Origin of the sequence: Achromobacter pestifer, assembly GCF_013267355.1 — a bacterium.
GTDB lineage: Bacteria > Pseudomonadota > Gammaproteobacteria > Burkholderiales > Burkholderiaceae_B > Achromobacter > Achromobacter pestifer_A.
This window is the reverse complement of the sequence record NZ_CP053985.1, coordinates 3,113,371-3,138,700: the sequence shown is the minus strand read 5'-3', so window position 1 is coordinate 3,138,700 and position 25,330 is coordinate 3,113,371. Positions and strand designations below refer to the sequence as shown.

22 protein-coding genes are annotated in these 25,330 nt (G+C 64.7%); 12 read left to right on the top strand and 10 right to left on the bottom strand.

What is annotated here, in order from left to right; genetic code table 11:
* Window positions 1-28: 28 nt before the first annotated feature.
* The 4 genes from FOC84_RS15235 to FOC84_RS15220 all read left to right on the top strand — a co-directional run bounded on the left by FOC84_RS15235 (window position 29) and on the right by FOC84_RS15220 (window position 6,136).
* The gene (locus tag FOC84_RS15235; protein ID WP_173145138.1) at window positions 29-727 is read left to right on the top strand and encodes a response regulator; all 699 of its coding nucleotides are present in this window, start codon (window positions 29-31) and stop codon (window positions 725-727) included.
* A 224-nt stretch (window positions 728-951) separates the two neighbouring features.
* On the top strand, window positions 952-4,356 hold the full coding sequence (locus FOC84_RS15230; protein WP_173145137.1) for an ATP-binding protein: 3,405 nt from the start codon (window positions 952-954) through the stop codon (window positions 4,354-4,356).
* Window positions 4,357-4,511: 155 nt separating this feature from the next.
* On the top strand, window positions 4,512-4,973 hold the full coding sequence (locus tag FOC84_RS15225) for a PaaI family thioesterase (protein ID WP_173145136.1): 462 nt from the start codon (window positions 4,512-4,514) through the stop codon (window positions 4,971-4,973).
* Complete coding sequence (locus tag FOC84_RS15220) at window positions 4,973-6,136, top strand: CaiB/BaiF CoA transferase family protein (protein WP_302053202.1); 1,164 nt, start codon at window positions 4,973-4,975, stop codon at window positions 6,134-6,136. Before FOC84_RS15225 ends, FOC84_RS15220 begins: the two co-directional genes overlap by 1 nt.
* Here the strand turns inward: FOC84_RS15220 and FOC84_RS15215 are convergent.
* A complete protein-coding gene (locus FOC84_RS15215; protein ID WP_173145134.1) occupies window positions 6,113-6,904 on the bottom strand; it encodes an IclR family transcriptional regulator in 792 nt (263 codons plus the stop codon). The two genes, FOC84_RS15220 and FOC84_RS15215, sit on opposite strands and share 24 nt — an antisense overlap.
* A gap of 127 nt (window positions 6,905-7,031) precedes the next feature.
* On the opposite strand from FOC84_RS15215, the gene FOC84_RS15210 reads away from it, so the two are divergent.
* The gene (locus tag FOC84_RS15210) at window positions 7,032-8,048 is read left to right on the top strand and encodes a YhdH/YhfP family quinone oxidoreductase (RefSeq protein ID WP_173145133.1); all 1,017 of its coding nucleotides are present in this window, start codon (window positions 7,032-7,034) and stop codon (window positions 8,046-8,048) included.
* 63 nt (window positions 8,049-8,111) lie between these two features.
* Here FOC84_RS15210 and FOC84_RS15205 read toward each other — a convergent pair whose 3' ends face one another.
* The 6 genes from FOC84_RS15205 to FOC84_RS15180 form a co-directional block, all read right to left on the bottom strand.
* Window positions 8,112-9,146, bottom strand: a complete 1,035-nt coding sequence (locus FOC84_RS15205; RefSeq protein WP_173145132.1) for a Bug family tripartite tricarboxylate transporter substrate binding protein — start codon at window positions 9,144-9,146, stop codon at window positions 8,112-8,114.
* Window positions 9,147-9,208: 62 nt separating this feature from the next.
* Window positions 9,209-9,976: a glucose 1-dehydrogenase gene (locus FOC84_RS15200; protein ID WP_173145131.1), complete on the bottom strand. Its 768-nt coding sequence runs from the start codon at window positions 9,974-9,976 to the stop codon at window positions 9,209-9,211.
* 20 nt (window positions 9,977-9,996) lie between these two features.
* Window positions 9,997-10,470: a MaoC family dehydratase gene (locus FOC84_RS15195; protein ID WP_173145130.1), complete on the bottom strand. Its 474-nt coding sequence runs from the start codon at window positions 10,468-10,470 to the stop codon at window positions 9,997-9,999.
* Between the two features lie 23 nt (window positions 10,471-10,493).
* Window positions 10,494-11,648 (bottom strand): acyl-CoA dehydrogenase family protein, encoded by a 1,155-nt coding sequence (locus FOC84_RS15190; protein WP_173145129.1) that lies wholly within the window; start codon window positions 11,646-11,648, stop codon window positions 10,494-10,496.
* Window positions 11,624-12,886, bottom strand: a complete 1,263-nt coding sequence (locus FOC84_RS15185; RefSeq protein ID WP_173145128.1) for a CaiB/BaiF CoA transferase family protein — start codon at window positions 12,884-12,886, stop codon at window positions 11,624-11,626. The genes FOC84_RS15190 and FOC84_RS15185 overlap by 25 nt, the downstream gene beginning before the upstream one ends.
* A 201-nt stretch (window positions 12,887-13,087) precedes the next feature.
* A complete protein-coding gene (locus FOC84_RS15180; protein ID WP_173145127.1) occupies window positions 13,088-14,062 on the bottom strand; it encodes a Bug family tripartite tricarboxylate transporter substrate binding protein in 975 nt (324 codons plus the stop codon).
* A gap of 194 nt (window positions 14,063-14,256) precedes the next feature.
* Here FOC84_RS15180 and FOC84_RS15175 point away from each other — a divergent pair, with 194 nt between their 5' ends.
* From FOC84_RS15175 to FOC84_RS15150, 6 genes are all read left to right on the top strand, one after another.
* Window positions 14,257-15,027: an enoyl-CoA hydratase/isomerase family protein gene (locus tag FOC84_RS15175; RefSeq protein ID WP_173145126.1), complete on the top strand. Its 771-nt coding sequence runs from the start codon at window positions 14,257-14,259 to the stop codon at window positions 15,025-15,027.
* Between the two features lie 49 nt (window positions 15,028-15,076).
* Entirely contained in the window at window positions 15,077-17,095 is a 2,019-nt protein-coding gene (locus tag FOC84_RS15170) for an NADPH-dependent 2,4-dienoyl-CoA reductase (RefSeq protein ID WP_173145125.1), read from the top strand.
* A 96-nt stretch (window positions 17,096-17,191) separates the two neighbouring features.
* Window positions 17,192-18,001 (top strand): enoyl-CoA hydratase/isomerase family protein, encoded by an 810-nt coding sequence (locus FOC84_RS15165; RefSeq protein WP_173145124.1) that lies wholly within the window; start codon window positions 17,192-17,194, stop codon window positions 17,999-18,001.
* Window positions 18,002-18,068: 67 nt separating this feature from the next.
* Window positions 18,069-18,518, top strand: a complete 450-nt coding sequence (locus FOC84_RS15160) for a MarR family winged helix-turn-helix transcriptional regulator (protein WP_088143109.1) — start codon at window positions 18,069-18,071, stop codon at window positions 18,516-18,518.
* A 25-nt stretch (window positions 18,519-18,543) separates the two neighbouring features.
* Window positions 18,544-19,293 carry an electron transfer flavoprotein subunit beta/FixA family protein gene (locus tag FOC84_RS15155; RefSeq protein WP_173145123.1) on the top strand — a complete coding sequence of 250 codons (750 nt, stop codon included), beginning with the start codon at window positions 18,544-18,546 and terminating at the stop codon, window positions 19,291-19,293.
* Window positions 19,294-19,295: 2 nt separating this feature from the next.
* On the top strand, window positions 19,296-20,225 hold the full coding sequence (locus tag FOC84_RS15150; protein ID WP_173145122.1) for an electron transfer flavoprotein subunit alpha/FixB family protein: 930 nt from the start codon (window positions 19,296-19,298) through the stop codon (window positions 20,223-20,225).
* Between the two features lie 115 nt (window positions 20,226-20,340).
* Here FOC84_RS15150 and FOC84_RS15145 read toward each other — a convergent pair whose 3' ends face one another.
* Both FOC84_RS15145 and FOC84_RS15140 read right to left on the bottom strand, forming a co-directional pair.
* Window positions 20,341-21,867 (bottom strand): sulfatase-like hydrolase/transferase, encoded by a 1,527-nt coding sequence (locus FOC84_RS15145; protein WP_173145121.1) that lies wholly within the window; start codon window positions 21,865-21,867, stop codon window positions 20,341-20,343.
* Window positions 21,864-22,832, bottom strand: a complete 969-nt coding sequence (locus tag FOC84_RS15140) for a tripartite tricarboxylate transporter substrate binding protein (protein ID WP_173145120.1) — start codon at window positions 22,830-22,832, stop codon at window positions 21,864-21,866. The genes FOC84_RS15145 and FOC84_RS15140 overlap by 4 nt, the downstream gene beginning before the upstream one ends.
* Window positions 22,833-22,956: 124 nt before the next feature.
* Here FOC84_RS15140 and FOC84_RS15135 point away from each other — a divergent pair, with 124 nt between their 5' ends.
* Window positions 22,957-23,931 carry a LysR family transcriptional regulator gene (locus FOC84_RS15135; protein ID WP_173145119.1) on the top strand — a complete coding sequence of 325 codons (975 nt, stop codon included), beginning with the start codon at window positions 22,957-22,959 and terminating at the stop codon, window positions 23,929-23,931.
* A gap of 46 nt (window positions 23,932-23,977) precedes the next feature.
* Here the strand turns inward: FOC84_RS15135 and FOC84_RS15130 are convergent, their stop codons facing one another.
* Window positions 23,978-25,321, bottom strand: a complete 1,344-nt coding sequence (locus tag FOC84_RS15130) for a solute carrier family 23 protein (RefSeq protein ID WP_173145118.1) — start codon at window positions 25,319-25,321, stop codon at window positions 23,978-23,980.
* Window positions 25,322-25,330: the final 9 nt, after the last annotated feature.

Below are 25,330 nucleotides of genomic sequence, written 5' to 3'. Positions count from 1 at the left end.
CAGTCTCTGGTTAAACGGGGAAGAAAACATGTCATATGGCCGCATCCGCGTCATCGTCGCCGACGATCATCCCATCGTGTCCCTGGGCGTGAGCCATGAGCTCGCCCGCGACCCGACCATTGAAGTGATCGGCTGCGCCCGGAACTCCACGGACCTGATCACCCTGCTGGAAGCGCAGCCCTGCGACGCGGTGGTATCGGACTACGCGATGCCCGGCGGCAAGCACGGCGATGGCCTGGTACTCATCGGTTTTCTGCGGCGGCGCTTCCCCGCGCTGCGCGTCGCCGTGCTCACCATGGTCGAGCACCCCACGCTGCTGCGGGCACTACTCGCGGAACGAGACCTATGCATCCTCAGCAAGGCCGATTCCACGCGCCACATCGCCGAGGCGATACATGCGATGAACCGCGGCCGGACCTACTATTCGCCGACGGTCAAGGACATGATCATCCGTGAGTCCCTTTCCGTGGATCAACCGCGGTTGACGCGCCGGGAAGCCGAGATCGTCCGTCTGTTCTGCGCGGGCGCCACCATCACCGAGATCTCCCGGATATCCAGCCGCAGCGTGCAGACGGTCAGTTCGCAGAAGCGCAGCGCAATGAGAAAGCTGGGCATCGAACGCGATGCAGATCTGATCCGGTACGGCTGCGCCACCTTGCCGGATCTGACCGCTGCGCCGATGGCCGACACGGTGCTGCCCGAAGCGCAGAGCGAAGAGATCGCTTGAACCCCCCCGAATCCCGCCATTCCTGTCCCTTGTGCAATGTCGACATGCCATGCACGTCAAGGCCTGATATGCCCGCTGTTTGATTTGGATCAAAACTGCCTGCATTGCTTTGCGCCGGGCACATCGAAAGAATGTTCAAGTGACGGCATCCTCGCCCGCGACCCGCTGCGCCCGCCCATCCGCGACGACATGCCGGCGTTGCTCCACTCGCACCCTCTCGCATCTTGATTCGACTACGCCACCGCCTGAGCCCCTCGCGGCTCGACACCGTGACGCGCTTTCGCCGCTTCCAGCGCTGGCAGAGCCTGGGCGGCGGCGTGCTGATCACGGTCGCGGTGCTGCTGACCTTTGTCCTGGAAGCCAAGACCACCGCCGAAAAGTACCTGGAGTACGTGCGCCAGTCCTTCATAGCTGAACACGCCGTGCTCATGAAGGAAATCTATACCCGCGAGAACGCATTCCGCATCAACCTGGCCAGCGCTGAGCTGATGTGGCGGGAAGCCGCAGCCTTCGACGCCGCGCAGATCGAGAAGTACCGCAGCCAGGGCGAAGAGCTGCTGCTGGAATCCGACGAGGATTCCCGCTCGCAATGGATACTGGGATCGGGCAGCGGCCGGGTCACGAATGCGGCGCTGGGTAAGTTCCTCAATCTGGCCGAGCAGATCGGCCGCATTCCGTCCGGCGGCGCTGCCGCCCACGACAACTCGCTGGCATCGTTTTTTTTCGGCGTCAACGGCAGCATCGCCGGCTTGGTCCCCGCCCCCGCCGAGACCATCCGCCACAGGATCCTGGCGGACCGCGACCGATATCTGGCCCTGCTGACGGGCGAGGTCAGCCGGCGCATGCTGATCGCCACGGACGCAGGCACGGATACCTGGCGCCCCCTGCGCTGGATTCCTCCCGTCGCCAATCCAATCACCGGCAAGCAGGTATTCCGCATTGGCGGAACCATACTGGACAAGGGCATGCCTGTCGCCGTGCTGGTGACGGAGTATGCGCCCTTGCAGCCCGGCGTTTCGCAAGCCGCACACCAGCAGGCCGGCGACTTCGCCATCATGTCTGCCAGCGGCCAACTGATAGCCTCGTCGCCCGGCGCGGTTGCCGACGCCGCGCAGGACACGGCGCCCGCGGCCGAACTTGCCGACATTCCCGCCGGCACACGCCAGGAAAGGACGCGCTCAGGCCAGGTCTCCATTTCGGAGGGCCTGGGTCCCACGGACTGGGTGCTGGTCTTCACGCAGGACTGGAGCAGCATCGTGCGCGCGATCGGCGCGCAGCTGACCACGCCCGCGACCATGACGGCGGCAACGCTGGCGCTCATATGGGCCCTGCTGCTTTACTTCGAGCTGCGCGTGGTCCGGCCTTTGATGAATCGCTCCAGGCTGGCGCTGGAAAGCGAACATCTCAACCGCACCCTCATCGAAACCGCCCCCGTCGGACTTGGGTTGATCGATGCGGCCAGCGGCAGTCCGCTGCTGCACAGCCCGACCATGGAGAAAATGACCGCGCGCGTCGGCGCGGGGAAATTCAGCCTGTCCGCGGAGTTGGCCAATCGCTACCGGCGCCGCTCGGGCGAAGCCGGCGGCAAGCGCGACACGGATGTGATCGAGGAAGACCTCTCGTTCGTGGCGCGCGACGGTAACCCCATCACCTTGTCCGTCAGCATGGCGGGCGCCCGCTACCGGGGCTCGAACGTGGTCGTGGCCGCGTTTATCGATGTCACCGAAAAATACCTGCTCGCGCAGCGCCTGCGCGAGGCCAAGGCCGCAGCTGACCGCGGCAATGCCGCCAAGTCGGGCTTTCTTGCGGCGATGAGCCACGAAATCCGCACGCCGCTGCACGCCATCCTGGGACATCTGGAACTATTTTCACGATCGCACCTGACGCCGGCTCAGCGCAACCGGCTCGAGACCATACGGGCCTCGTCCGGCCTGCTGCTGGGCACGATCAGCGACGTGCTGGATTTCTCCAAGATCGAGGCCGGCGAACTCAGCCTGGAAAAAACCGAATTCGATCTGACCGAGATCGCGGCCCGCGCCTTGTCCATGTTCGCGCCCCAAGCCCAGGCCAAGGGATTGGCCTTGCTTGGCGAACTGGGTACAACGCTGACACAACCCATGCAGGGAGACCCCACCCGGCTGGGCCAGGTGATCCACAACCTGCTGTCCAATGCGATCAAGTTCACGGATCACGGCGAGGTGGTGCTGCGCTTGCGACCCGACGCCGCCGCAGCCCGCATCATGATCGAGATCGAGGACAGTGGTATCGGCCTGACCGAGGAACAGACGCAGAGCGTCTTCCGCGCCTTCAGCCAAGCCGACGCCACCATAGGCCGGCGCTACGGCGGCACTGGCCTGGGTCTGACCTTGTGTTGCCGGCTGGTGGACGCGATGGGTGGCGCCCTGTCCGTGCACAGCGAGCCCGGACGCGGCAGCCTGTTCGCATTCACCCTGCCTCTGGGCGCGCAAGCCGGCCAGGCCGCCAGGCCATGGTTCGCCGGCGAACAGGTCATACTGCTGGCGGCGCGCGACAGCTGCCGCCATCGCCTCGAAGTGGCCTTGCGCTCCTGGGGCCTGCGGGTCGCCGCAAGCCGCCACCCGTCCGAACTGAACGAAGACATCCTGGAAGAAGCGACGACGCTCATCATCTGGGGCGACAAGCAGGGCTGGCAGCCACACGATGAAAGCCGCTTGCTGGACCAGTCCTCGTGGGTGATCGACTGCGGCATGCTGGGGCCCGTCATGCCGCAGGACGCGGGACACAAGCTCAGCGTGTCGATGTACGGGATGCAAGGGCTGGCCTCGGCGTTGCGTCATACATTGCAGGGCACGCCTCTGCCCACGCCTTCCTCCGCTCCGACGCCGCCGCTGGATCATCCGCGGCGTGCTCTGCGCGTGCTGGTGGCCGAGGACAACGCCGCCAACCGCAACCTCTTCGAGGAACAATTCAAGCTGCTGGGTTGCGAGGTCGATCTGGCGGAGAGCGGCTTCCAGGCTTGTACGCTACTGGAATCGCGGCGCTATGACGTATTGGTGAGCGATTTGGCGATGCCCGGCATGGATGGCTATACGCTGGCGCGCCTGGCCGGCTCCACCTGGCCGGACATGCCTGTGATTGCCGCCACCGCTTGCGTGACGGAACGCGAGCGGCAACGTTGTACCGAAGCCGGCATCACGCGGGTACTGACCAAGCCCCTGCCGCTGGCCGAACTCGAACGCGCCTTGCAGGAGGTGTGCGGACTGGAGCCCTCTGCCGGACGGCACCCGCAATCGCCGCCCCCGGATACAACCGGCCTGCAGACCCTATTGGGGGGACGCGCCTTTCCGCCAGCGCTGCTGCGCACGCTCGAGCAATCCTGTACGCAGTCCCTGACAGCCATCAAGCAGGCCGCCAAGGACGAAGACGGCGGCCGCCTGCGCGGCGAACTGCATGCACTGCGCGGCATGCTGGCCATCTTCCGCCTGCCCGCTCTGGCCGAACAGCTTGCCCAGCTCGATGCACGTCTGAACCAGCTGGGCGTCAGCGGATCGGCGGATGCGGTGTCGCGCACCTGCGATGACGTGCTTGCCGCTGTGAGAAGCGCCATCGGAACGCCCGCACGCCAACCGGCCACGGAACAGGCCGTCTGACAGCGTCTGCCGACAAGCGAGGCTCGGGATTTCCGACCTTGACACTTCTTTTTCTCCATCGTTATATTTATGAATGACGTTCATAATTATGAACCAATAAAACACTGACGCACCCGGCCGAAGGCCGTTGGGCAAACCTAGCCACATGAGGCCTTATGAGTTCCACCGCATTCACAGAGGCAAGCCGCATCGTCAACCGCAGTCCCTTGAACCGATGGTTGGGCATGTCCGTACTGCGAGCCGATGACAACGGCATCGCGCTCGGCATCCGATGGCGTGAGGAACTCATTTCGAACCCGGATGTCCGCTCCACGCATGGCGGCATACTTGCCACGCTGATCGACGCCGCCGGCGACTATGCGGTCGCCCTGAAAGTGGGCGTTCCCGTCCCAACGATCGACATGCATGTAGACTTCCACCGCATGGCCAAACCCGGCGACTTGCGGGCCGAAGGCCAGGTCATACACCTGGGCAGGCGTTTCGCGACCGCCCATGCCCGCGTGTTGGACACGGAGGGCAATCTCATCGCCAGCGGCCGCGCGCTCTACCTCGTGCCGACGCCCGCCAGCCCGGCGCCTGGCGCCCAGACGCCCCTGGCCGGCCAGGGAGACGCATGATGGGTCCGCTCAAGGGAATCAAGATCATCGAGTTCGCAGGCATAGGCCCCTGCCCGATGGCCGCAATGCTGCTCGCGGATCTGGGCGCTACCGTGCTGCGCATAGACCGGCCCGAACCCCCGTCGCTGGGCATCGAGCGTCCGCTCAGGTTCAACTTGCTGTTGCGCAACCGCAAGGCCATCGCCCTGGACCTCAAGAGCGCCGCGGCGCGGGGTCTGGTGCTGCGCCTCATCGAAGGCGCCGACGCCCTGCTCGAGGGCTTCCGGCCCGGTGTGATGGAACGCCTGGGACTGGGACCCGACTCCTGTCTGGCGCGCAATCCACGGCTGGTCTACGGCCGGATGACAGGCTGGGGCCAGACCGGGCCGCTGGCCCAGGTAGCCGGCCATGATCTCAATTACATCGGCCTGACCGGCGTGTTGCACGCCATGGGCCGCGAAGGCCAGCCGCCCACCCCGCCCCTGAATCTGGTGGGAGACTTCGGCGGCGGCGCGTTGTACCTGGCCCTGGGCGTACTCGCCGCCATCATCGAAGCGGCTCGGTCAGGACAGGGCCAGGTCGTCGATGCCGCCATCGTGGACGGCACCGCTTCGCTCGCGACCTCCCTGTTCGGCCTGCATGCGGCCGGGCTTTGGAACGACAAGCGTGGCCACAACATGCTGGATTCTGGCGCTTATTTCTATGATGTCTACGAGTGCGCCGATGGCAAGTGGATATCCGTCGCGCCGCTGGAACGCAAGTTCCACGACAAGCTGCTCGAACTCATGGGCCTGGACCGTGAATCACTCGGCCGCCAGGCCGACCGCGACGGATGGCCGCTGGCCAGGTCCATCCTCGCCGACGCTTTCAGGAAGAAGACGCAGGCGCAATGGTGTGAACTGCTCGGTACGACGGACGTATGCGTGGCGCCGGTGCTATCGCTGGACCAGGCCGCCGAGCACCCTCATATGCGGGAGCGGGAAGTCCTGATCGAGGTCGCCGGCGTCATGCAGCCGGCGCCTGCCCCGCGCTTCTCGCGCACGGCCCCCCGAAAACCAACGCCGCCCGAGGCCGCCAGCGCCAGCACGATGGAAGCGGCGCTGACGGGATGGTTATCGCCCGACGAACAGACACAATGGCGCAGCGAGCTGGCGCAGGCCTCAGTTGCCGGGCATATGCCGTAAGGTTGCGGAAGCATCCGCGGCCACTTCCTGCAGCAGCTGCCGCAAGGCGGGCAGCGACTGCACGAAACGGTCGCTGGGCGCCGCAATCATCAGGGCGTAGCTGGCGGTGCCGTCAGCCTTGATGATCGGCGCGGCGATGCCGGATGCGCCTGCAACTGCCTCACCCATGCTCACCGCAATTCCGGACGCGCGTATTTCCTGCAGCTGTAACTCGAAAGCCTCCTTGTCCGGCAGAGGCTTGCCAGTCATGGGCTTGAGTTTTGCGGCCTTGAGGTATTTCTTTTGCCAAGCCTGGTCCTGAAACGCGAACAGCAGCTTACCCGCGGCCGACACGTGCAGCGGCCGCTTCGTGCCGATCGGCACCGAGTACCGGACCGGTTGCTTGCTGTCGATGCCATCGATATAGGTAACCGTCTTCGCTTCCTTGTCGATCAACGCCAGGAACACGCTTTCCTCGCAACGCGCCGCCAGCTCCTCGATATAGGGCCGCAGGATCTTGGTGACGCCCGCGCTGGCCAGTACCTCGGCCGACAACTGGAAGATGGATGGCCCCAGCTCATAGCGCCCGGCCGCGTGCATCAGGTACTTATGGGCCACCAAGGGCCGCAACAACAAGAGCAGGCTGCTCTTGGGGGCCTCGAGCTCGCTGCTCAGTTCCGCGAGCGTGGCGCCGCCGGTCCCGCGCGCCAGCACCTCAAAGATGCCGAGAATCCGCAGCAGGGAGCGGGGCTCGGAAGTAGCGGGACTCGTTTCGGATCGGGTTTTCATGAATGGGTCAGATCAGCCTGGAGCAATGTATATGCACTGCGTTCATATTCTCGAATGATACCTGTAAACACAGCGCCGCTTGAACCGGCGCAACGATGAAAAAAGCCGCAAGAACAAGGAGACCTCAATGCAATCAGCACCCAAGGACGGCACGCCGGGCCACGGCGCATTCCGCGCTTACCAGATCCGGCGCGACGGCCCAATGACCTCTGGCCTCGCGCGCCTGACCCTGGCCGATCTATCGCCAGGGGATGTGGTCATACGCACGGCGTACGCCGGCGTCAATTACAAGGATGCACTGGCCACGACCGAGCATGGCAACGTCATCCGGAAGTTCCCCCGCGTCGCAGGCAGTGACGCCTCGGGATGGATCGTGGCATCCGGCGACCCCAGGTTCCGGGAAGGCGACGAAGTTGCCGTGCTTGGACGGGGCTTCGGCGTGGACCACGACGGTGGATTCTCGGAGTACTTGCGCGTGCCCGCAGACTGGGTCATCAAGCTGCCCGGAGGGTTCGCGCTGCGCGATGCCGCCACGCTCGGTATCGCCGGCTATACGGCCGCGCTCGCCGTCCATCTGCTGCAGGAGGCGCGCTGCCAGCCCGAACAGGGCGAAATCCTCGTCAACGGAGCGACCGGCGCTGTCTCGAGCATGGCTATCGAGATGCTGGCGCGGCTGCAATACCGGGTCGCGGCGGTAAGCTCCAAGGCTGGCCAGGCGGCCTATCTGCAAGCCCTGGGAGCCCAGACCGTTCTAGGCGCCACGGATCTGGTCGACCAAGGCAGGCCGCTGGAGCCGGCCCGCTGGGCTGGCGGGCTGGACGCGTTGGGAGGCAAGCCGCTGGACCTGATGCTCCGGTCCACCATGCCGCGGGGATGCGTGGCCAGTTTCGGCAACGTGGCCGGCAACGAATTGTCCACCAGCGTACTGCCCTTCATCCTGCGCGGTGTGCGCCTCATCGGCGTCAACCTGACCTACTACCTGGATCTGGAAGCCGAGCTTTGGGCTCGCCTCGCTGGCGACCTCAGGCCCCAGCACACGCTGGAACTGGTGAAGACCATCACGCTCGACGAGCTTGCTCAACAACTTCAATGCATGCTGGAAGGTCGGTCCTGGGGTAGGACCATCGTGGCATTTCCGGCCTGATTTCGGTACGGACGGCGGGCGGCAACAGCCTTTGCGTTGCCGCCCGCTGCAACTGGCCTAGCGTCAATCCAACGTTACGCCGGCCTTCTTGATGACCTTGGCCAAGGCGTCAATCTCCTTGTCGAGGAACGCGCCATATTCCTGAGGCGTGGACGACGAAGCCTGCGCGCTCTGGTTGGCAAAATACGCTTGCACTTCCTTGTCCGCCAAGGCCTTTTCAACTGCGCCATTGAGTTTGGCGACGATAGCCGGCGGCGTTCCTGCTGGCGCCATCATTCCGGACCATGCCGACATCTCCAGGCCTTTGGCCACCGTTGCATCCAGCGTGGGCACATCCGGCAGCGTATCCAGCGGTGCCTTCGTCGCAACCGCCAGCGCCTTCAGGCGTCCCGACTTGACCGCGGGAATGGCGCCGGCCGAAGTCGCGAAGTAGTAGTCGACCATGCCGGCCATCAGGTCTACCAGCGCGGGCGCCTCGCCCTTGTAGGGAATGTGCATGCCCTTGATGCCAACGGCATCCTCGAACGACAACGCGGCCAGATGAGTCACGTTGCCGTTGCCCGCCGACGCGTAGTTGAGCTTGCCGGGATTCGCCTTGGCGTAGGCCACCAGTTCCTGCACGGTCTTGAATGGCGACTTTGCCGGCACAACCAGCACGATCGGCAGGCTGGCCGTGAGCGCGATTGGCGCGAGGTCCTTGCTCACGTCGTAGGACAGCCGTTTGCTGTAAAGCGCGGGACTCGAGGCAATGGATGACGTGTTGTACAGCAGGGTATAGCCGTCGCCCGCTGCCCGGCTGACTTCCTCGGCGGCAATGTTGCCGTTGGCGCCGGGTTTGTTGTCGATCAACACGTTCGCACCCAGCGTGCCAGCCATGTGTTTCGCCAGTGCGCGCGCGATCGCATCGGTCCCCCCGCCGGCGGAAAAACCCAGGACGACCTTGATGGGTTTGGAAGGATAGTTTTCCTGGGCCATGGCGTCGGGCGCCGCCATGCCCGCCACGATCGCCATGACAGCCGAGCCCGTGATGCTGGCCAGCCATGCGTATCCGCGACGGCCGCCGCTGGACGCCCTGCGGGATTGCTTGCAGTGAATCATGCTTGTCTCCTGTTCCTGCCTTTCGGCCACGGGCGCTGCGCGCCCTGTTTTGCTGGCGGAATCTAGCCCGCCATGGTCAATCCACCCGATACCGAGACAACCTGGCCGGTGATGAATGCCGCGTCGTCCGACGCCAGGAAGCACACCGCACCGACCACATCGCCGGGCTGACCCAGCCGGCCGAACGGGATGGCCTTCTCCAGTGCGTTACGCAGCTTGGCGCCGCTTTCGCCTTCGCCGGCGAAATCGCGGAAGAGCGGAGTATCAGTCGGACCGGGGCAGACCACGTTGACGTTGATCTGCTTGCGCGCGACCTCGCGCGCCATGGTCTTGGTGAACGCAATGATCCCCCCCTTGCAGGCCGAATACACCGATTCCCCGGAAGAACCAACGCGGCCTGCATCGGACGCGATGTTGACGACACGGCCCTTGCCGCGGGCGACCATGCCCTTGAGCACCGCGTGGTGCAGGTTGATGGGACCTTTCAGATTGATGTTGATGATCTTGTCCCACAGCTCCGGCTCGGTGTCGAGGAACCGCGCGGCATGGTCCCAGCCCGCATTGTTGACCAGCACGTCGACCGGCCCCTGCTCCCCCTCGACTCGGGCGACGGCGGCGGCGATCCCGGCATAGTCGGTAATGTCCACGCGATACGCGGATGCCTGGCCGCCCTGTTCCCGGATGCGCGCGGCGACCTGCCCCGCCCCTTCGGCGTTCAGGTCGAATATGGCGACCTTGGCGCCTTCCTCGGCGAAGCGTTCGCACAGCGCGGCACCGATGCCGCCGCTGCCGCCCGTGACGATCACAACCTTGTCTTGCAGACCCTTCATGGTTTCTCTCCTGGCTGGTCTTAGTTACGGCACTTGATCATGCGCAGCGGGGTGTACGTCATCACGACCGTGCCGTCCTGCTTGACCACTTTGTTGAAGGTACGCACCAGGCCCCGCCCCGGGCGGCTGTTGGACAGGCGCGCCTCTATCACTTCGCACTCGACATGGATGGTGTCGCCGACGAAAGCCGGACCTTTGATGTCCAGTTCCATATTCAGAAAGGCGTAGCCCGTCTTCTGCATGGTCGATTGAGTCAGCAACCCTTCCGAGATGCCATACACGAACGACCCCGGCGCGAAGCGGCCCTTGATGTCGGATTCGTTCTTGACGAATTCCATGTCGGTGAACAGGACCTCGGTCATATGTATGCAATTGATGAAGGCGCATACATCCGCATCCTGGATAGTGCGTCCCAGCGTCTTGAACTTGCGTCCGACCGGCAGGTCTTCGAAGTACATGCCCAGGCCTACGGTTTCGATTTCTTCGCGGTTCATCGCGGTCTCCTTGTGTGTGTTTTTTACTTGCGGGCCGGACGGCCCAACAGGCTGTTCGAAATGATGTTGCGTTGGATCTGGTTGGTGCCCTCGATGATCTGCAGCACCTTGGCATCCCTGAAATAGCGGTTGATCGGATACTCCGACGAGATTCCCGCCGCACCGAACAGCTGCACGGCATCGGTCGCGACCTTCATGGCGGTGTCGCTGGCAAAGCATTTCGCCATCGCCGCCACCGGGGCCAGGGCCGACGCCGGCGCGCCGCCATCCACCAGCGAGGCCGCGCGATAAACCAACTGGCGCGCGGCCTCGGTCTGCATCGCCATGTCGGCCAGCATCCAGCGCACACCCTGGAATTCACTGACTTGTTGGCCGAATGCGGTGCGATTGGTGACAAATTCGATTGCGTGGTCCAGCGCGCCCTGGGCCAGGCCGACGCCGCGCGCCCCGATCAGCGGACGGCTGGCGTTGAAGGCCTCCATTACCGCCCTGAACCCGCCGCCCAGCATGTTCGCGTCGGGCACAAGCACGTTGTCGAGAAACAGCGGGCAGGACGGCACACCGCGCGCCCCCATCTTTTCTTCCTTGCGTCCAACCTGCAGGCCAGGCGTACCTTTCTCGACGATGAAGAGGCTGATTCCGTCTTTGCCCTCTTCGCGGTACTTTGCCGCCACCAGGATGAAATCCGCGATATCCGAATTGGTGCACCAAATCTTGGCGCCGTTCAGCAGGAAGCCGCCGTCGACCTTCTCGGCGCGGGTCTTGATGCCGCTGACGTCCGAACCGCTCTGGGCCTCGGTGGTGGAGAATGCGCCGCGCAGGTCGCCGCTGGCCAGGCCGGGCAGCAGCCGCGCCTTCTGCTCCTCGGTGCCGCCGTGCAGGATCGCGCCGAATGGCACCCACTGCACCAGCAGCAGGTACGCCGTGTTGTAGCAAACGCGGCCGAACTCCTCGATCGCCAGGCATGCCGACAACATGCTGCCCGCCCCGCCATACTGCTCGGGGAATGGGAGAGTGAACAGTCCCAGCTCTTTGAGCAGGGCATACATGTCATGGGGATACTCGGCGCTGCTATCGATCTCGTTGGCTCGCGGCGCGACCTTTTCTCGCGCCACGCGCCTGATGAGATCCTGTATCTGCAGCTGATCGTCGTTCAAAGCGTATTGGCAGTCGTGCATGGGATGTTCCTGGTCTCGATGATTCGTGTTGCTTCCAGCGCCTCGATGTCGGCGCCCGACTTATTGAGCAGCGATGCAAGCACCTCGGCGGTATGTTGTCCGCGCATTGGCGGGGGATACCGGTACTCCACCGGCGTGGCGGACAGGCGGATCGGATTGGCAACCATGCCCACCGTCGCCCCCCCCGGGTGGGGCATATCCACGCGCAGGCCGCGATGCATCACCTGTGGATGCTCGAATACCTGCGCATAGTTGTTGATGGAGCCGTTCGGGACTTCGGAGTTAGCGAGCAGGCCCAACCAATGCCTGGACGGCTGCGCCCGGAACACCTGCTCCAACGCGCCCACCAGGGCGGCGCGGTTGACGTTGCGGCCGGGCATGTCCGCGAAGCGCGGATCGCTGAGCATGTCAGGCACGCCGATCAGCTCGCACAATCTGCGGAACTGACCGTCGTTGCCGCAGCCGATGATGATGTGCCCGTCTGCGGTGGGAAAGGTCTGGTAGGGCGCGAGGTTGGGATGCTCGTTGCCCCAGCGGCGCGGAATCACGCCGCTGGCGAAATAGCTGGCGATCTGGTTAGCGCCAAAATTGACGACCGTATCCAGCAGGGCGACGTCGATATGCTGGCCGGCGCCGGTCGCGTGCCGACTCTCGATGGCCGATAGTATGCCTATGGTGGCGTTCAAGCCGGTCAGCACGTCGGCGACGGCAATGGCCGATTTCATCGGACCGCCACCCGGCTTGTCGTCGCGCTCGCCGGTGATGCTCATCAGTCCGCCTTCGCCCTGAAAAATGAAGTCGTAACCCGGCAAGTGCGCGCACGGCCCGTCCTGTCCATAGCCTGTGATGGAGCAATAGACCAGGCGCGGATTCACTTCGCGCAAGTGGGTGTACGACAGACCGTACCGGGCCAGATCGCCGACCTTGTAGTTTTCCACCAGCACGTCGCACTGGCGCGCGAGTTCGCGCACCAGTTCCTGCCCCTGCGGGGTCGAGATGTCGATGGCGACGGAGCGTTTGTTGCGGTTGGCGGACGTGAAGTAGGCCGAATCACCCACACGCTCGCCGTCGCCGTTCTCGATCCAGGGCGGCCCCCAATGCCGGGTATCGTCGCCCAGCACGGGGCGCTCCACCTTGATGACGTCAGCCCCCAGGTCGGCCAGCATCTGAGTGCACCAGGGCCCGGCCAGCACACGGGTCAGGTCCAGCACGCGCAAGTGGGAAAGAGATCCAGCCATATGTCTAGCCTCAGGTATAAAATCGTTCATATTTATGAATGTCGTTTATTATTTTATATTCGACCATGCTGATGGACAATGAAATTTTGGTTCTTTTTTGCCCATATACATCAACATCATGATGCATATGGGCGCATTGCGGCGTTGAGACGGCAAGGACTGGGAATGATTCCCTTCAGCCCAGCCAACGGGCGCCCGGCATTAGTCCAGCTTGATGCCCGAGGTTTGCACCACGTTTTTCCAACGCTCGATTTCGGTTTGCAGGAAGCTCTGGAACTCTTGCGGCGAGGTCGCCTTGGGCACAGCCCCCTGCGCCGCCAATTGGGCGGTCACCTTCGGGTCGCTCAACGCTCTCACGTAGGCCTGGTTCAAGCGGCCTATGACTTCCGGCGGCGTTCCCGCAGGCGCCATCAAGGCTTGCCATGCGCCCATCTGGAAACCGGGCAGGATCGCCTCCGAGGCCGTGGGCACATCGGGCAGCAGGTGCGACCTGTCCTTGCCGGTCACCACCAGCGCCTTGACCCGTCCGTCCCGGACATAGGGATAGGCCGAATTGATGGGGTCCGCAAACAAGTCGAGACGTCCCGCAATGAAATCAGGGAATGCCCCCGCACCGCCCTTGTACGGAATGTGCGTAGCCTCGATTCCGGCCGCCTGCAGCAGCACGAACATGGCCAGATGCGTCAGGTTGCCGGTGCCTGACGAGCCGTAGTTCAGCTTGCCAGGGTGCTTCTGCGCATAGGCCTTCAGTTCCTGCACGTTCGCCACGCCCAGGGGATTGCTTGCCATGATCAGCAAAGGCTGGTCGATCAGCAGGGAAACCGGGGCCAGATTCTTGTCCAGCTTGTATGAGACTTTTTGGCCGAATGCCGCCGTGAAGCCCAGCGCGGATGTGCTGTGCAGGAGCGTGTAGCCGTCGGGCGCGGCCTGGGCCACGGCTTCAGCGCCGATATTGCCATTGGCGCCCGGACGATTCTCCACCACCACGGGCACGCCCAGCTCGCTGGACACCTGGGCGGCCAGCAGGCGTGCGACCTGGTCGGTGGCGCCACCCGGCGCGAACGGCACGATTACCCGGATGGGCTTGGCCGGAAAGGCCGGCTGGGCGCCGGCCGCACCGGCACCAAGAACCAGACTGCTGGCGAGCGCGGCCGCCAGTGTGCGCAACAGTTTCATGGATGTCTCCTCTGCATGCCAGCTCCGGGATGGGGCGCATCCCCGTCCGCTGCCATGCGGCTTTTCTTTCGTTCACTTATATGAACGATGTTCATAATTATATGTTTGCGATTGTGCCAAAGGCAAATTTTTCCTTTACAAGCATTCTGTACTTGAATCATGATGTTGATATAAATTCAAAACCGGAGACAAGCATGACCGTTGTGACGGAGTTTCGCGATCAGGTGGCCGTGATCGAGCTGAACCGCCCGCAGGCCCTCAATGCGCTGAACGAGCAGATGCTCGCCGACCTGCGCACGGCGGTGGACGACGCGGAGGCTTCCGGCTGCCGCGCCATGGTGTTTACCGGCGCGGGCGACAAGGCGCTGTGCGCTGGCGCGGACATTGCGCAACTCCAGGCCCGCGCACCCGCTACGCATCGCGCGAACATCGGCCAGGCTCAGGCCCTCTTCAATCGCATCCAGCAATCAGCCCTGCCCAGCGTGGCGGTCATACATGGATTCGCGTTCGGCGGCGGCCTGGAACTGGCGCTCGCCTGCACCTTCCGCATCGCCACGGCCAAGGCCAGGATGGCATTGCCCGAGGTCAAGCTGGGCCTCATTCCCGGCTATGGCGGCACCCAACGCCTGCCGCGTCTGATAGGCGAGGCCCGTGCGGCGGAACTGGTTCTCTCCGGCCGGGCCATCGACGCCGAGGAGGCCCTGCTTATCGGCCTGGTCAACCGCATCGTGGACGGCGGCGACCCGGCGGACCTGGGACGCGCCTTCCTGGAGCCCATGATCAGACACAGCAAGGTCGCGACCTCCATGGCACGCGAAGCCATGCGCCGCGGCCTGGACGGCGCGCTGGCGCCTGGGCTGGCCATGGAAGCCGATATGTTCGCGCTTTGCGTGCAGTCGCACGACGCGGCCGAAGGCATGGCCGCCTTCCTGGCCAAACGGCCTGCCGCGTTCACCGACAACTGAGACGCGTCAGCCCCGCCCATCCCCAGCCTTCCGCAAATCCGGGTAAATCATGCACACATACCCCTGCCTGCTTGAGCCCTATGACTTCGGCTTTCTCACGTTGCGCAACCGCATGGTCATGGGGGCCATGCACACCCGCATCGAGACTCTGGATCAGCCATTGGCGCGACAGGTGCAGTTCTTCCGCGAACGCGCGCGCGGCGAAGTCGGCCTCATCCTCACTGGGGGATACGCGCCGAACCTGGCGGGCCGAATGGAGGAAGACGCACCTGTTCTGGAGCGCCTGGAACAGCTGGCGCCACATCTGGCCGTCACGCGCGCCGTGCACGAGGAAGGCGGCAGAATCGTATTGCAGATCCTGCATGCAGGACGCTATGCCAAGCACCCTTTGTGCGTCGGCCCCACGGAGCTGCGCGCCCCCATCAATCGTCATACGCCTCGCGCGTTGACGCCGGAAGGCATTGCTCAGACGGTGCAGGCGATAGCCCATACCGCCCGACTCGCCCAAGAGGCGGGCTACGACGGCGTGGAAATCATGGGCTCCGAGGGCTATCTGCTCAACGAGTTCACGAGCCCATGCACCAATCTCCGCAGCGACACCTATGGCGGCAGCTTCGAGAACCGCATCCGCTTTCCCATTGAGACCGTAGCGGCCGTGCGCGCCGCCGTCGGCGCCCGCTTCCTGCTCATCTACCGGATCTCGGCCATAGATCTGGTGCAAGACGGGCTTACAGGCGCCGAGACCGCGCAACTTGCGCAGCGCCTGCAGCAAGCCGGCGTCGACATGCTAAATACTGGCGTCGGTTGGCACGAATCGGCCATCCCCACAATTGCAGCGTCCGTCCCGCGAGCCGCCTGGGAGTTCGCCGTCCACAACATCAAGCGCGCTGTTTCCATTCCCGTCATCGCCTCCAACCGCATCAGCACGCCCGAAGTCGGCGAACGCCTGCTGGCTGGCGGCGCCGCCGACTTCGTGTCAATGGCAAGGCCTCTGCTTGCCGACCCCGAATTCGCCGCCAAGACGCGCAAGGGCCGTGCCGACCTCATCAATAGCTGTATCGCCTGCAACCAGGCTTGTTTGGACCACATATTCACCGAGCGCGCGGCATCGTGCCTGGTCAATCCCCGCGCCGGGCGCGAACTGGACTACCCGACGGGCCGGGCCGCGACGCCGCGCCGCATCGCGGTGGCAGGCGGCGGCGCCGCCGGCATGGCCTTCGCCGTCTATGCGGCCGAACGTGGCCACGAAGTTGCGTTGTACGAGGCGGGACCGGACCTGGGCGGCTTGCTGAACCTGGCCCGCCGTATACCGGGAAAAAGCGAATTCAACGAAACGCTGCGGTACTTCCAGGCGAGGCTCGCGGAACTTGGCGTGACCGTCGCGCTGGGCCGCCGAGTCACCGCCGCGGATTTACGTGCGGGAGGCTATGACGCCGTCGTCGTGGCCACGGGCGTGACCCCGCGTCTGCCCGACATAGACGGCATCGACCATCCGAAAGTCGCCCTCTACGATGATGTCCTGTCGGGGCGCCGCCGCGTCGGCGCCCGCGTGGCCCTCATCGGCGCCGGAGGCATTGCTTTCGATACCGCGGAGTTCCTCCTGGGCGACACGGAGGAATCGCTGTCGCCAGAACAGTTCCGGCAGCACTGGGGCATCGACGCGTCCTTGCGGAACCCCGGCGGCGTGAAAGACATCCCGCCGCGCGCCCCGCGGCGCGTCATCCACATGCTGCAGCGCAGCCCGGAAAAGCCGGGCGCGCGCCTGGGCAAAAGCACCGGCTGGATCCTCAAGACCCGCCTGAAGCGCGCCGGCGTTCAGATGATTTCCGGCGCCACCTATCACCGCATCGACGACGCGGGCCTGACCTACTCCTGCCATGGCGTCACGGAAGTGCTTCCGGTGGACGACGTCATCGTATGCGCGGGCCAGATGGTGCAGGACGAACTGAGCCGGTCCCTGGCTGGCTCCGGCATGCGCGTGGAAACCATAGGAGGCGCGCGGCGCGCGGTTGAACTCGATGCCGCGCGCGCCATCGAGGAAGCGCTGCGACTGGGACATGCCTTCTGACCGAGATCTCGCTGTTCGCGGGAACCACTCCCGCCACGACTCCGCCGCCGGCTATCGCCGCGGCTTCTTATCTCCTCATCACAGGAATCGCTGACCATGAACGACCGCTATGCCTCCTACACCCGGCTCAAGTTCGACCGGCCGCACCCCCGCGTCTTGCGCATTACCCTGGCCTCACCGCTCAAGATGGGCGCCATGGACGCAGCCATGCACCGCGAAGTTTCCCAGATCTGGCGGGACGTGGACGCCGACCCCACGGTCTCGGCCATTCTGCTGACCGGAGAAGGCCGGACCTTCTCCGCCGGCGGCGATCTCCATCATGAACGCCATGGCGCCGACGACTACGACACCCGCATGCAGACGATGAAGGAAGCGCGCGACATCGTCTACGGCATGATCAATTGCTCCAAGCCCATCGTGAGCGCAGCGCGCGGCTGGGCCGTCGGCGCCGGCCTCGCATGCGTGGTCCTCGCCGACATTTCCATCGCATCCAAGGACGCCCGCTTCTCCGACGGACACATGAAAATCGGCGTGGCCGCCGGCGACCACGCCACCATCATCTGGCCGCTGCTGTGCGGCATGGCCAAGGCAAAATACTATCTGCTCACCGCGGACAGCTTCACGGGCGAGGAAGCCGAACGCATGAATCTCATCTCTCTTGCGCTGGACGACTCGGAGGTCGAGGCCAAAGCCGTCGAGCTCGCGTCCCGGCTGGCCGATGGCGCGCCCGGCGCCATCCGCTGGACCAAGCACGCGCTGAACAACTGGCTGCGGCAAGCCGGCCCGATCTTCGATGCCTCGCTAGCAATGGAATTCATCGGCATGGCCAGCCCGGAAGGCAAGGAAGGCATGGACGCCTTCCTGCAGAAGCGGCCGGCCCGGTTCCCGGTCGAAACCCCCTTCTAGGAGGCGTGTCCGGCAACGCCATGAGGTAATCTCGCTTCCATTCATCTGTTGCAAGGGCGACAACACCGTGGCAAACAAATCAGGCGCCGAGATCCACAATCGGTTGTTCTTCCGTCTGTTCCAACTGGGCAACTCCCTGCAGCGCCAAGCAAGCAACGAACTCGGCATCAGTACGGTGCAGTGGGCCGTGCTGGGCGCGCTGACGCGGCCGCAGGCGGCAGACGGCATGACCTTCGGCGAACTGGCCGACTATCTCGTGGTCAGCCGGCAAAGCCTGGACGGCGTGCTCAAGCGTCTGGAACGCGAAGGCCATGTGCGCCGCGTTCCAGACAAGAATGACCGGCGCGCGCGCGTCGTCATTCTGCTGCCGGCCGGCCAGCGCTTCTGGGACGAGATCCAGCCCAACATCTACGAGTTCTACCGGCAAGCGATGAAGAGCTTTCAATTCGACGATAGCGTGACCTTTCTGCATTTCCTTAATCGGCTGCAGCACGATATTGCCGAGGTAGAGCTTTGACGCCTGCCCATCGTATAGGAAACCCATGAAAATACTGGTACCTGTCAAACGCGTCGTTGACTACAACGTCAAGGTGCGCGTCAAGTCTGATCAAACCGGCGTGGATATCGCCAATGTGAAGATGTCCATGAACCCCTTTGACGAAATCGCCGTCGAAGAAGCGACCCGCCTGAAGGAAAAGGGTGCTGTCGCTGAAGTCGTGGCGGTTTCTTGCGGCGTTGCGCAATGCCAGGAAACGCTGCGCACGGCCATGGCCATTGGCGCCGACCGCGGCGTGCTGGTGCAGACCGACGCCGAGCTGCAGCCGCTGGCCGTGGCCAAGCTGTTGAAGGCGCTGGTCGACAAGGAGCAGCCGCAGCTGGTGATCCTGGGCAAGCAAGCCATCGACGACGACGCCAACCAGACCGGCCAGATGCTGGCTGCGCTGCTGGACTGGCCGCAAGCCACGTACGCCAGCAAGGTCGAGCTGGCCGACGGCAAGGTCACGGTCACGCGCGAAGTGGATGGCGGCCTGGAAACGCTGACGCTCAAGCTGCCGGCCATCGTCACCACCGACCTGCGCCTGAACGAGCCGCGCTACGTCACGCTGCCGAACATCATGAAGGCCAAGAAGAAGCAGCTGGACACCGTCACGCCAGAAGAACTGGGCGTGGACGCCGCGCCGCGCCTGAAGACGCTGAAGGTCAGCGAGCCGCCCGCCCGCAAGGCCGGCATCAAGGTGGCCGATGTCGCGGCCCTGGTGGACAAACTCAAGAACGAAGCGAAGGTGGTCTGAACATGACGACGCTGGTTATTGCCGAACACGATAACGCCCAGCTCAAGGGCGCAACCCTGAACGCCGTCGCCGCCGCCGCCAAGATCGGAGGCGACGTGCACGTGCTGGTCGCTGGCGCCAACGCGCGCGCCGTGGCCGACCAGGCCGCCGCCGCCGCAGGCGTCGCCAAGGTCCTGCTGGCCGACGCGCCGCAGCTGGCCGACGGCCTGGCCGAAAACGTCGCCGCCCAGGTGCTGGCCGTGGCCTCGGGCTACAGCCACATCCTGTTCCCGGCGACCGCCTCGGGCAAGAACGTGGCCCCGCGCGTGGCCGCCAAGCTGGACGTGGCGCAGATTTCCGACATCATCGGCGTGGAATCGGCCGACACCTTCCAGCGCCCGATCTACGCCGGCAACGCGATTGCCACGGTGCAGTCGGCCGACGCCGTCAAGGTCATCACCGTGCGCACCACCGGCTTTGACGCCGTGGCCGCGCAGGGCGGTTCGGGCGCGGTGGAAGAAATTGCCGCCGTGGCCGATTCGGGCCTGTCCACCTTCGTGGGCCGCGAAGTCGCCAAGAGCGACCGTCCGGAACTGGCCGGCGCGCGCGTCGTCGTCTCCGGCGGCCGCGGCCTGGGCAGCGCCGAGAACTTCAAGATCCTGGATCCGCTGGCCGACAAGCTGGGCGCGGCGCTCGGCGCCTCGCGCGCCGCGGTTGACGCGGGCTACGCGCCTAACGACTGGCAAGTCGGTCAGACCGGCAAGATCGTCGCCCCGCAGTTGTACGTGGCGGTTGGTATCTCGGGTGCCATCCAGCATCTGGCCGGCATGAAGGATTCGAAGGTCATCGTGGCCATCAACAAGGACCCGGAAGCGCCGATCTTCGGCGTGGCCGATTATGGTTTGGTGGGCGATCTGTTCCAGGTCGTACCCGAACTGACCAGCGCGCTGTAAGCCGCAACGCGCAGCAGTATCGAAGGCCCGCCAGCTTCGCGCTGGCGGGCCTGTTTCATGTCCAGCGTCCTCCCGGCCACGGAGCAGGCGCAACCGCCCTGCCCGCGCCGCGCGGTCAGGCGATGCCCGATGCAGGCACTCGCGCGGGCAACTGGTCGGCGGGCCGGGTTTCTAGCATGGCGGCAAGTTCCCGCCGCTTCGCGGCATGGCCTGGATCGTCAAAGAGATTGTCCATCTCGTCCGGGTCCTCGGACAGGCAGTACATCTCGCCCGCGCCGCTGCCCAATTCCACGGTCAGCTTCCAGTCGCGCGTGCGCACGGTGCGCAGCTTCAGCTCCACGCCGCAACGCGATGCCGCCACGTCCCATTCGCTCAGCGCGAACTCGCGCGTGGCTTCCCGGCCTTCCAGTAGCGGACGCAGGCTGCGGCCATGCTGCGGCCCCAGGGCCGACGCGCCGCCGTAGTCGCAGAAGGTCGCGGCCAGGTCCAGCGTGGAAACCGGATCTTCCACCTTTTTTCCGGCCGCGATGCCGGGACCGCTGGCCACCATGGCCACGCGCAGCAGGCCTTCGTAAGGCATGGGGCCTTTCAGCATCAGCCCATGATCGCCCAGCCACTCCCCATGGTCGGACGTGAAGATCACGATGGTGTCCTGGTCCAGACCGTATTCGCTCAGCGCCTTCATGATGCGCCCCACCTGATGGTCCACCAGCGAGATCATGCCGTAATAGTTGGCGATGATACGGCGCAGCGCCTCGTCGGACTGGGTCGGCATGCGCGAGAAATTCTGGCGCACCGCCTGCACCTCGGCATTGCCCATGGGCTTGCTTTCCATGCTCGCCCGGTGCCACCACGGCCTGCGGTCGTAGTCGGTGACGCGATGGCGCGGCAGATCGACCTCGTCGGGGTGATGCAAGCGCGACCAGGGCTCCGAGCAATCGAAGGGGTGATGCGGGTCGGGAAACGAGGCCCACAGGCAAAACGGCTGGTCGCGATGCTCCCGCAGGTAATCGAGGGCGCGGTCGCCGATCCAGGTCGAGTTGTGCCAGGCTACCGGCAATGCGGAATGGAAGGTTTGCGGCGCGCCGCTGGCCGGGCCCAGATCGGTCTGGTACAGCTGGTTGCGCAGCTCTCCCAACCCGTCGCCATAGTGCCAGCGCGAATGATTCAACCCTCCGGGCAAGGGCGTGGGCAACCAGTAATTGTGGCCCTCAACCACCAGCTCCACATGCTTGAAACCCATGTACGGGCCCGCCCAGCCCGGCCCCATGCCGGCCTCGCTGTACTGGCACTCGGGCCGCCCGGTGGCCTGAAAGGTGTGGTGCGTGGAAAAGTGCGCCTTGCCGATGAAGCCTGTGTCATAGCCTGCGGCAGCAAGGCTGCCGGCAAAGCCCGCCTCGCCGGTGCGCAGGTCCAGGTCTATGCCGTTGTCGCAGACGCCATGCGTCAGGGGCAACAAGCCGGTCAGCATGGAAGCACGCGAAGGCTGGCAGACGACGTTGGGCGTGATGCAGGCCGCGAAATGCGTGCCGGTGCGCGCCAGGAGGTCGATGTGCGGCGTCTTGACCCGCCGTCCCGCAAAGCCCAGGCAGTCGCCGCGATGCTGGTCGGTCGTAATGAGGAGAATATTGGGGCGTTTCATTGCTGCTTGCTGGTGGCGGTCTTGATGTCGGAAAGCACGGGCGCGAGAACCCGGGTGTCATGGGCGATACGGTCGCTCAAGCCCAGCCCGTCCTGGTCGCCCACGATCATGCCCTGGGCCTGCATCTTGTCCCGGACCTCCGGGCTCTTCAGGACGGCGGCCACGGCGCGCTGCAAATCGGCCAGCACCGGGGCCGGCGTGCGCGCCGGCGCGAACAGGCCGAACCAGCTGTAGAACGTGAAGTCCTTCACTTCGTCCTTCACCATCGGCAGGTCGGGCGCGCCCGCGATCGACGCGGCGCCCGCGTTGGCCAGGCCCTGCACCTTGCCGGCCTTGATCTGCGGCACGGCCGTGCTGGCGACGATGAACATCAGATCAACCTGGCTGCCCATCACGCCGACAAAGCCCTGGGGCGCAGCCTTGTACGGCACATGCTTGAGCGAGATGCCGGCCGCGTGCTCGAACAGCGCCATCGCCAGATGATGGGTCGAACCCGGGCCGCCACTGGCGTAGGTAATGGCGTCGGGCCGAGCGCGCGCCTGCTCCAACAGTTCACGCAAGGATTTGAATGGCGCCGTGGGCGATGCCACCAACACGTATTGCAGGGTCGCCAGCGTCGCGACGGGCGCAAAATCCTCGGTGCGATACGGCACATCCTGCATCAGGTACGGCACGGCCGTGAACGAGGCGTCCGGCCCCAGCAGCAGCGTGTAGCCATCGGGCTTGGCGCGCGCCACCGCCTGGGAGCCGATGACGCCGGCGCCGCCCGCACGGTTTTCCACAATGACGGGAACGCTCCATTGTTTGGACATTTCCGCGGCGACCAGGCGTCCGACCACGTCGGCCGCGCCGCCAGGCACCGAGGGCACCACCAGCGTGACGGGCCGGTCCGGATAAGCCGCAACCGCCGCCAGGGGTAAGGCCAGACTCAAGGCGGCCAGGGCGCCGCACACACGTTTCAGCATGATTGTCTCCATCCCGCGGCGCGCCTCATTGGCGGGCGGCTCGCTGGCAATCATCATCGGCCTGCTCATCATTCCAGTCCAATGATATATTTTTCACTTTCCATATCAGAGTTGATATGTAGAGATGAACCCTCCCGGCTCTGTCCCCCCCTTGCCGCCCGGCTGGTATCTGCGCGGCCGGCTGCGCCTGCGCCACCTGCAGCTCATGCTGTTGCTGGACGAAGTCCACAACGTCGGCGTGGCGGCGCAACGCATGGCCACCACCCAGCCCGCCGTGTCGCGCATGATCGCGGAACTGGAGGACATGCTCGGCGCGCGGCTGTTCGACCGGACGCCCAAGGGCACCTTCCCCACGCCCCACGGCGACTCCCTGATCCGCCATGCCCGCTGGGTGCTGGGCGACCTGGAACGCATGAGCGGCGAATGGTCCGGCGCGCCCGATCTCGACGTGGAAACCATCCATGTCGGCGTCAACTCGGCGGCGGCGGCCTCTCTGGTGCCGCGCGCGCTGCTGCGTTTCGAGCAGCAGGCGGCCAACGTCAATGTGCTGGTGCGCGAGGGTTCACTGGAAGCGTTGATGCCAGACCTGCACACCCGCAAGCTGGACCTGCTGGTCGCGCGCATGGGGGCTGCCGTCCGCACGCCCGACACCCTGACGCAAGTGCTGTACGAAGAACCTATGTGCATATGCGCGCGCAGCGGGCATCCATTGGCGGGGGTGGCCCAGGTCTCCTGGGCGCAACTGGCGGCCTACCCGTGGATCATGCCGCCGCGCGGCAGCCCGGCGCGCATCGGCCTGGACATGCTGCTGCAGCGCCACGGCCTGTACCCGCCCTCGCGCATCGAGTCGGCTTCGGCCCTGAACAATATGATGCTGATGGCCAATAGCGACCTGCTGTCGCTGCTGCCCCGCTGCGTCGCACGCCACGCCGCCGGCGGCCGCGACATCGCCATCCTGGATATCGAACTGCCGCCCGTGTTCGGCCCGCTGGGCATCGTGCGGCACCACAGCCTGGATTTGTCGCCGCGGATGCGGGATTTGATCGAGTGCCTGCGGGCCGAGGCGGCTGACGCGGCGGCCGCATCAGCGTCGAGATGATTCAGGGTGACGCTGCCGCCCAGCCGGCCCCCCTGTTGTCCCGCTCTCAATGTGCCGTGGCATCGGCTGGGTTGGCGGCGACAGCGTCGCCGCGCTTGGCGCTCTCAAAAAACGATGCCAGCGCGTAAAGCGCCATCCCACCGAAGGTTGCCGTTCCTATCCCTCCAAGCGGAAATCCAAAAATCTCGACCGTGAAGTCTCCCGTACCCATGATGATGATCGCTGCCGCGACGATCGTGTTTTTGTTCTGAGTGAGGTTCACCCGATGGCTCACCCAGATTCTTACACCCGCAACGGTGATCAGACCGAACGCGACGATGCTCACTCCAGACATCACCGCAGGGGGAATCGTCGTGATGGCCACACCGAACTTCGGGCAGAATCCAAGTGCGATGGCCGTGAACGCCGCGATCACGAAGGTCAACGTAGAGTAGATCTTGGTCATCGCCATGACGCCGATGTTCTCGGCATAGGTCGTCGCTCCGACACCGCCGATGCCTCCCGAAACCACGGTCGCTATCCCATCGCCAAAGAAGGCGCGCCCCATGTAGCCATCCAGATTCTTACCCGTTATGACCTCCACCGCCTTGAGGTGGCCGAGATTCTCGGCGGCAAGAATGATGGCGACCGGGACCATCATGATGCTGGCCTGCAGTGTGAAAGACGGCGCGGTAAAGGCAGGTAAACCAAACCACGGGGCTGCGATGATGGGCGCGAAATCGATGGGCCTGCCCAAACCGGCCACATTGGCGAGCAGCGCGTAGATGGCGTAGGACATCAGTACTCCGAGCAGCAGCATGAGGCGTTGCCACATTCCGCGCGCGCCGACGGCCAACGCGAGAACCGAGATGATCGTGACGAATGCCATCGCCGAATCGAACGTGCTGCTGCTGGCTTCCTTGACGGCAACCCCGGCCAGATTCAGGCCCAGGACCGCGACCACGCCGCCGGTCACGACCGGCGGCATGATTTTTTCGATCCAGCCCACGCCGAACTTCATCACGACGAGACCCAAGCCGGCATAGGCGACCCCGCACGCAATGATTCCGCCCAAGGCCACAGGAATCTGCGGATTCGGCCCCTGGCCCGAGTATCCGGTCACGGCGATGACCGCCGCGGCGAAGGCAAAACTGGACCCGAGGTAGCTGGGCACCCGTCCGCCCACGACCACGAAGAAGATCAGCGTCCCTACCCCGGACATGAAGATCGAGACGCTCGGATCAAATCCCACGATCAGCGGAGCAATGAAGTTGGCCCCGAACATGGACACAACGTGCTGCATGCCTATGACGACGGTCTCCGGCCAAGGCAGACGTTCGTCGGGGCCTATAGGTTGGTCCGTATCGCGCGTCTCGCGCAGGCGCCACCTTGGAAAATAGCCTTTGTTCATGGAATTTCC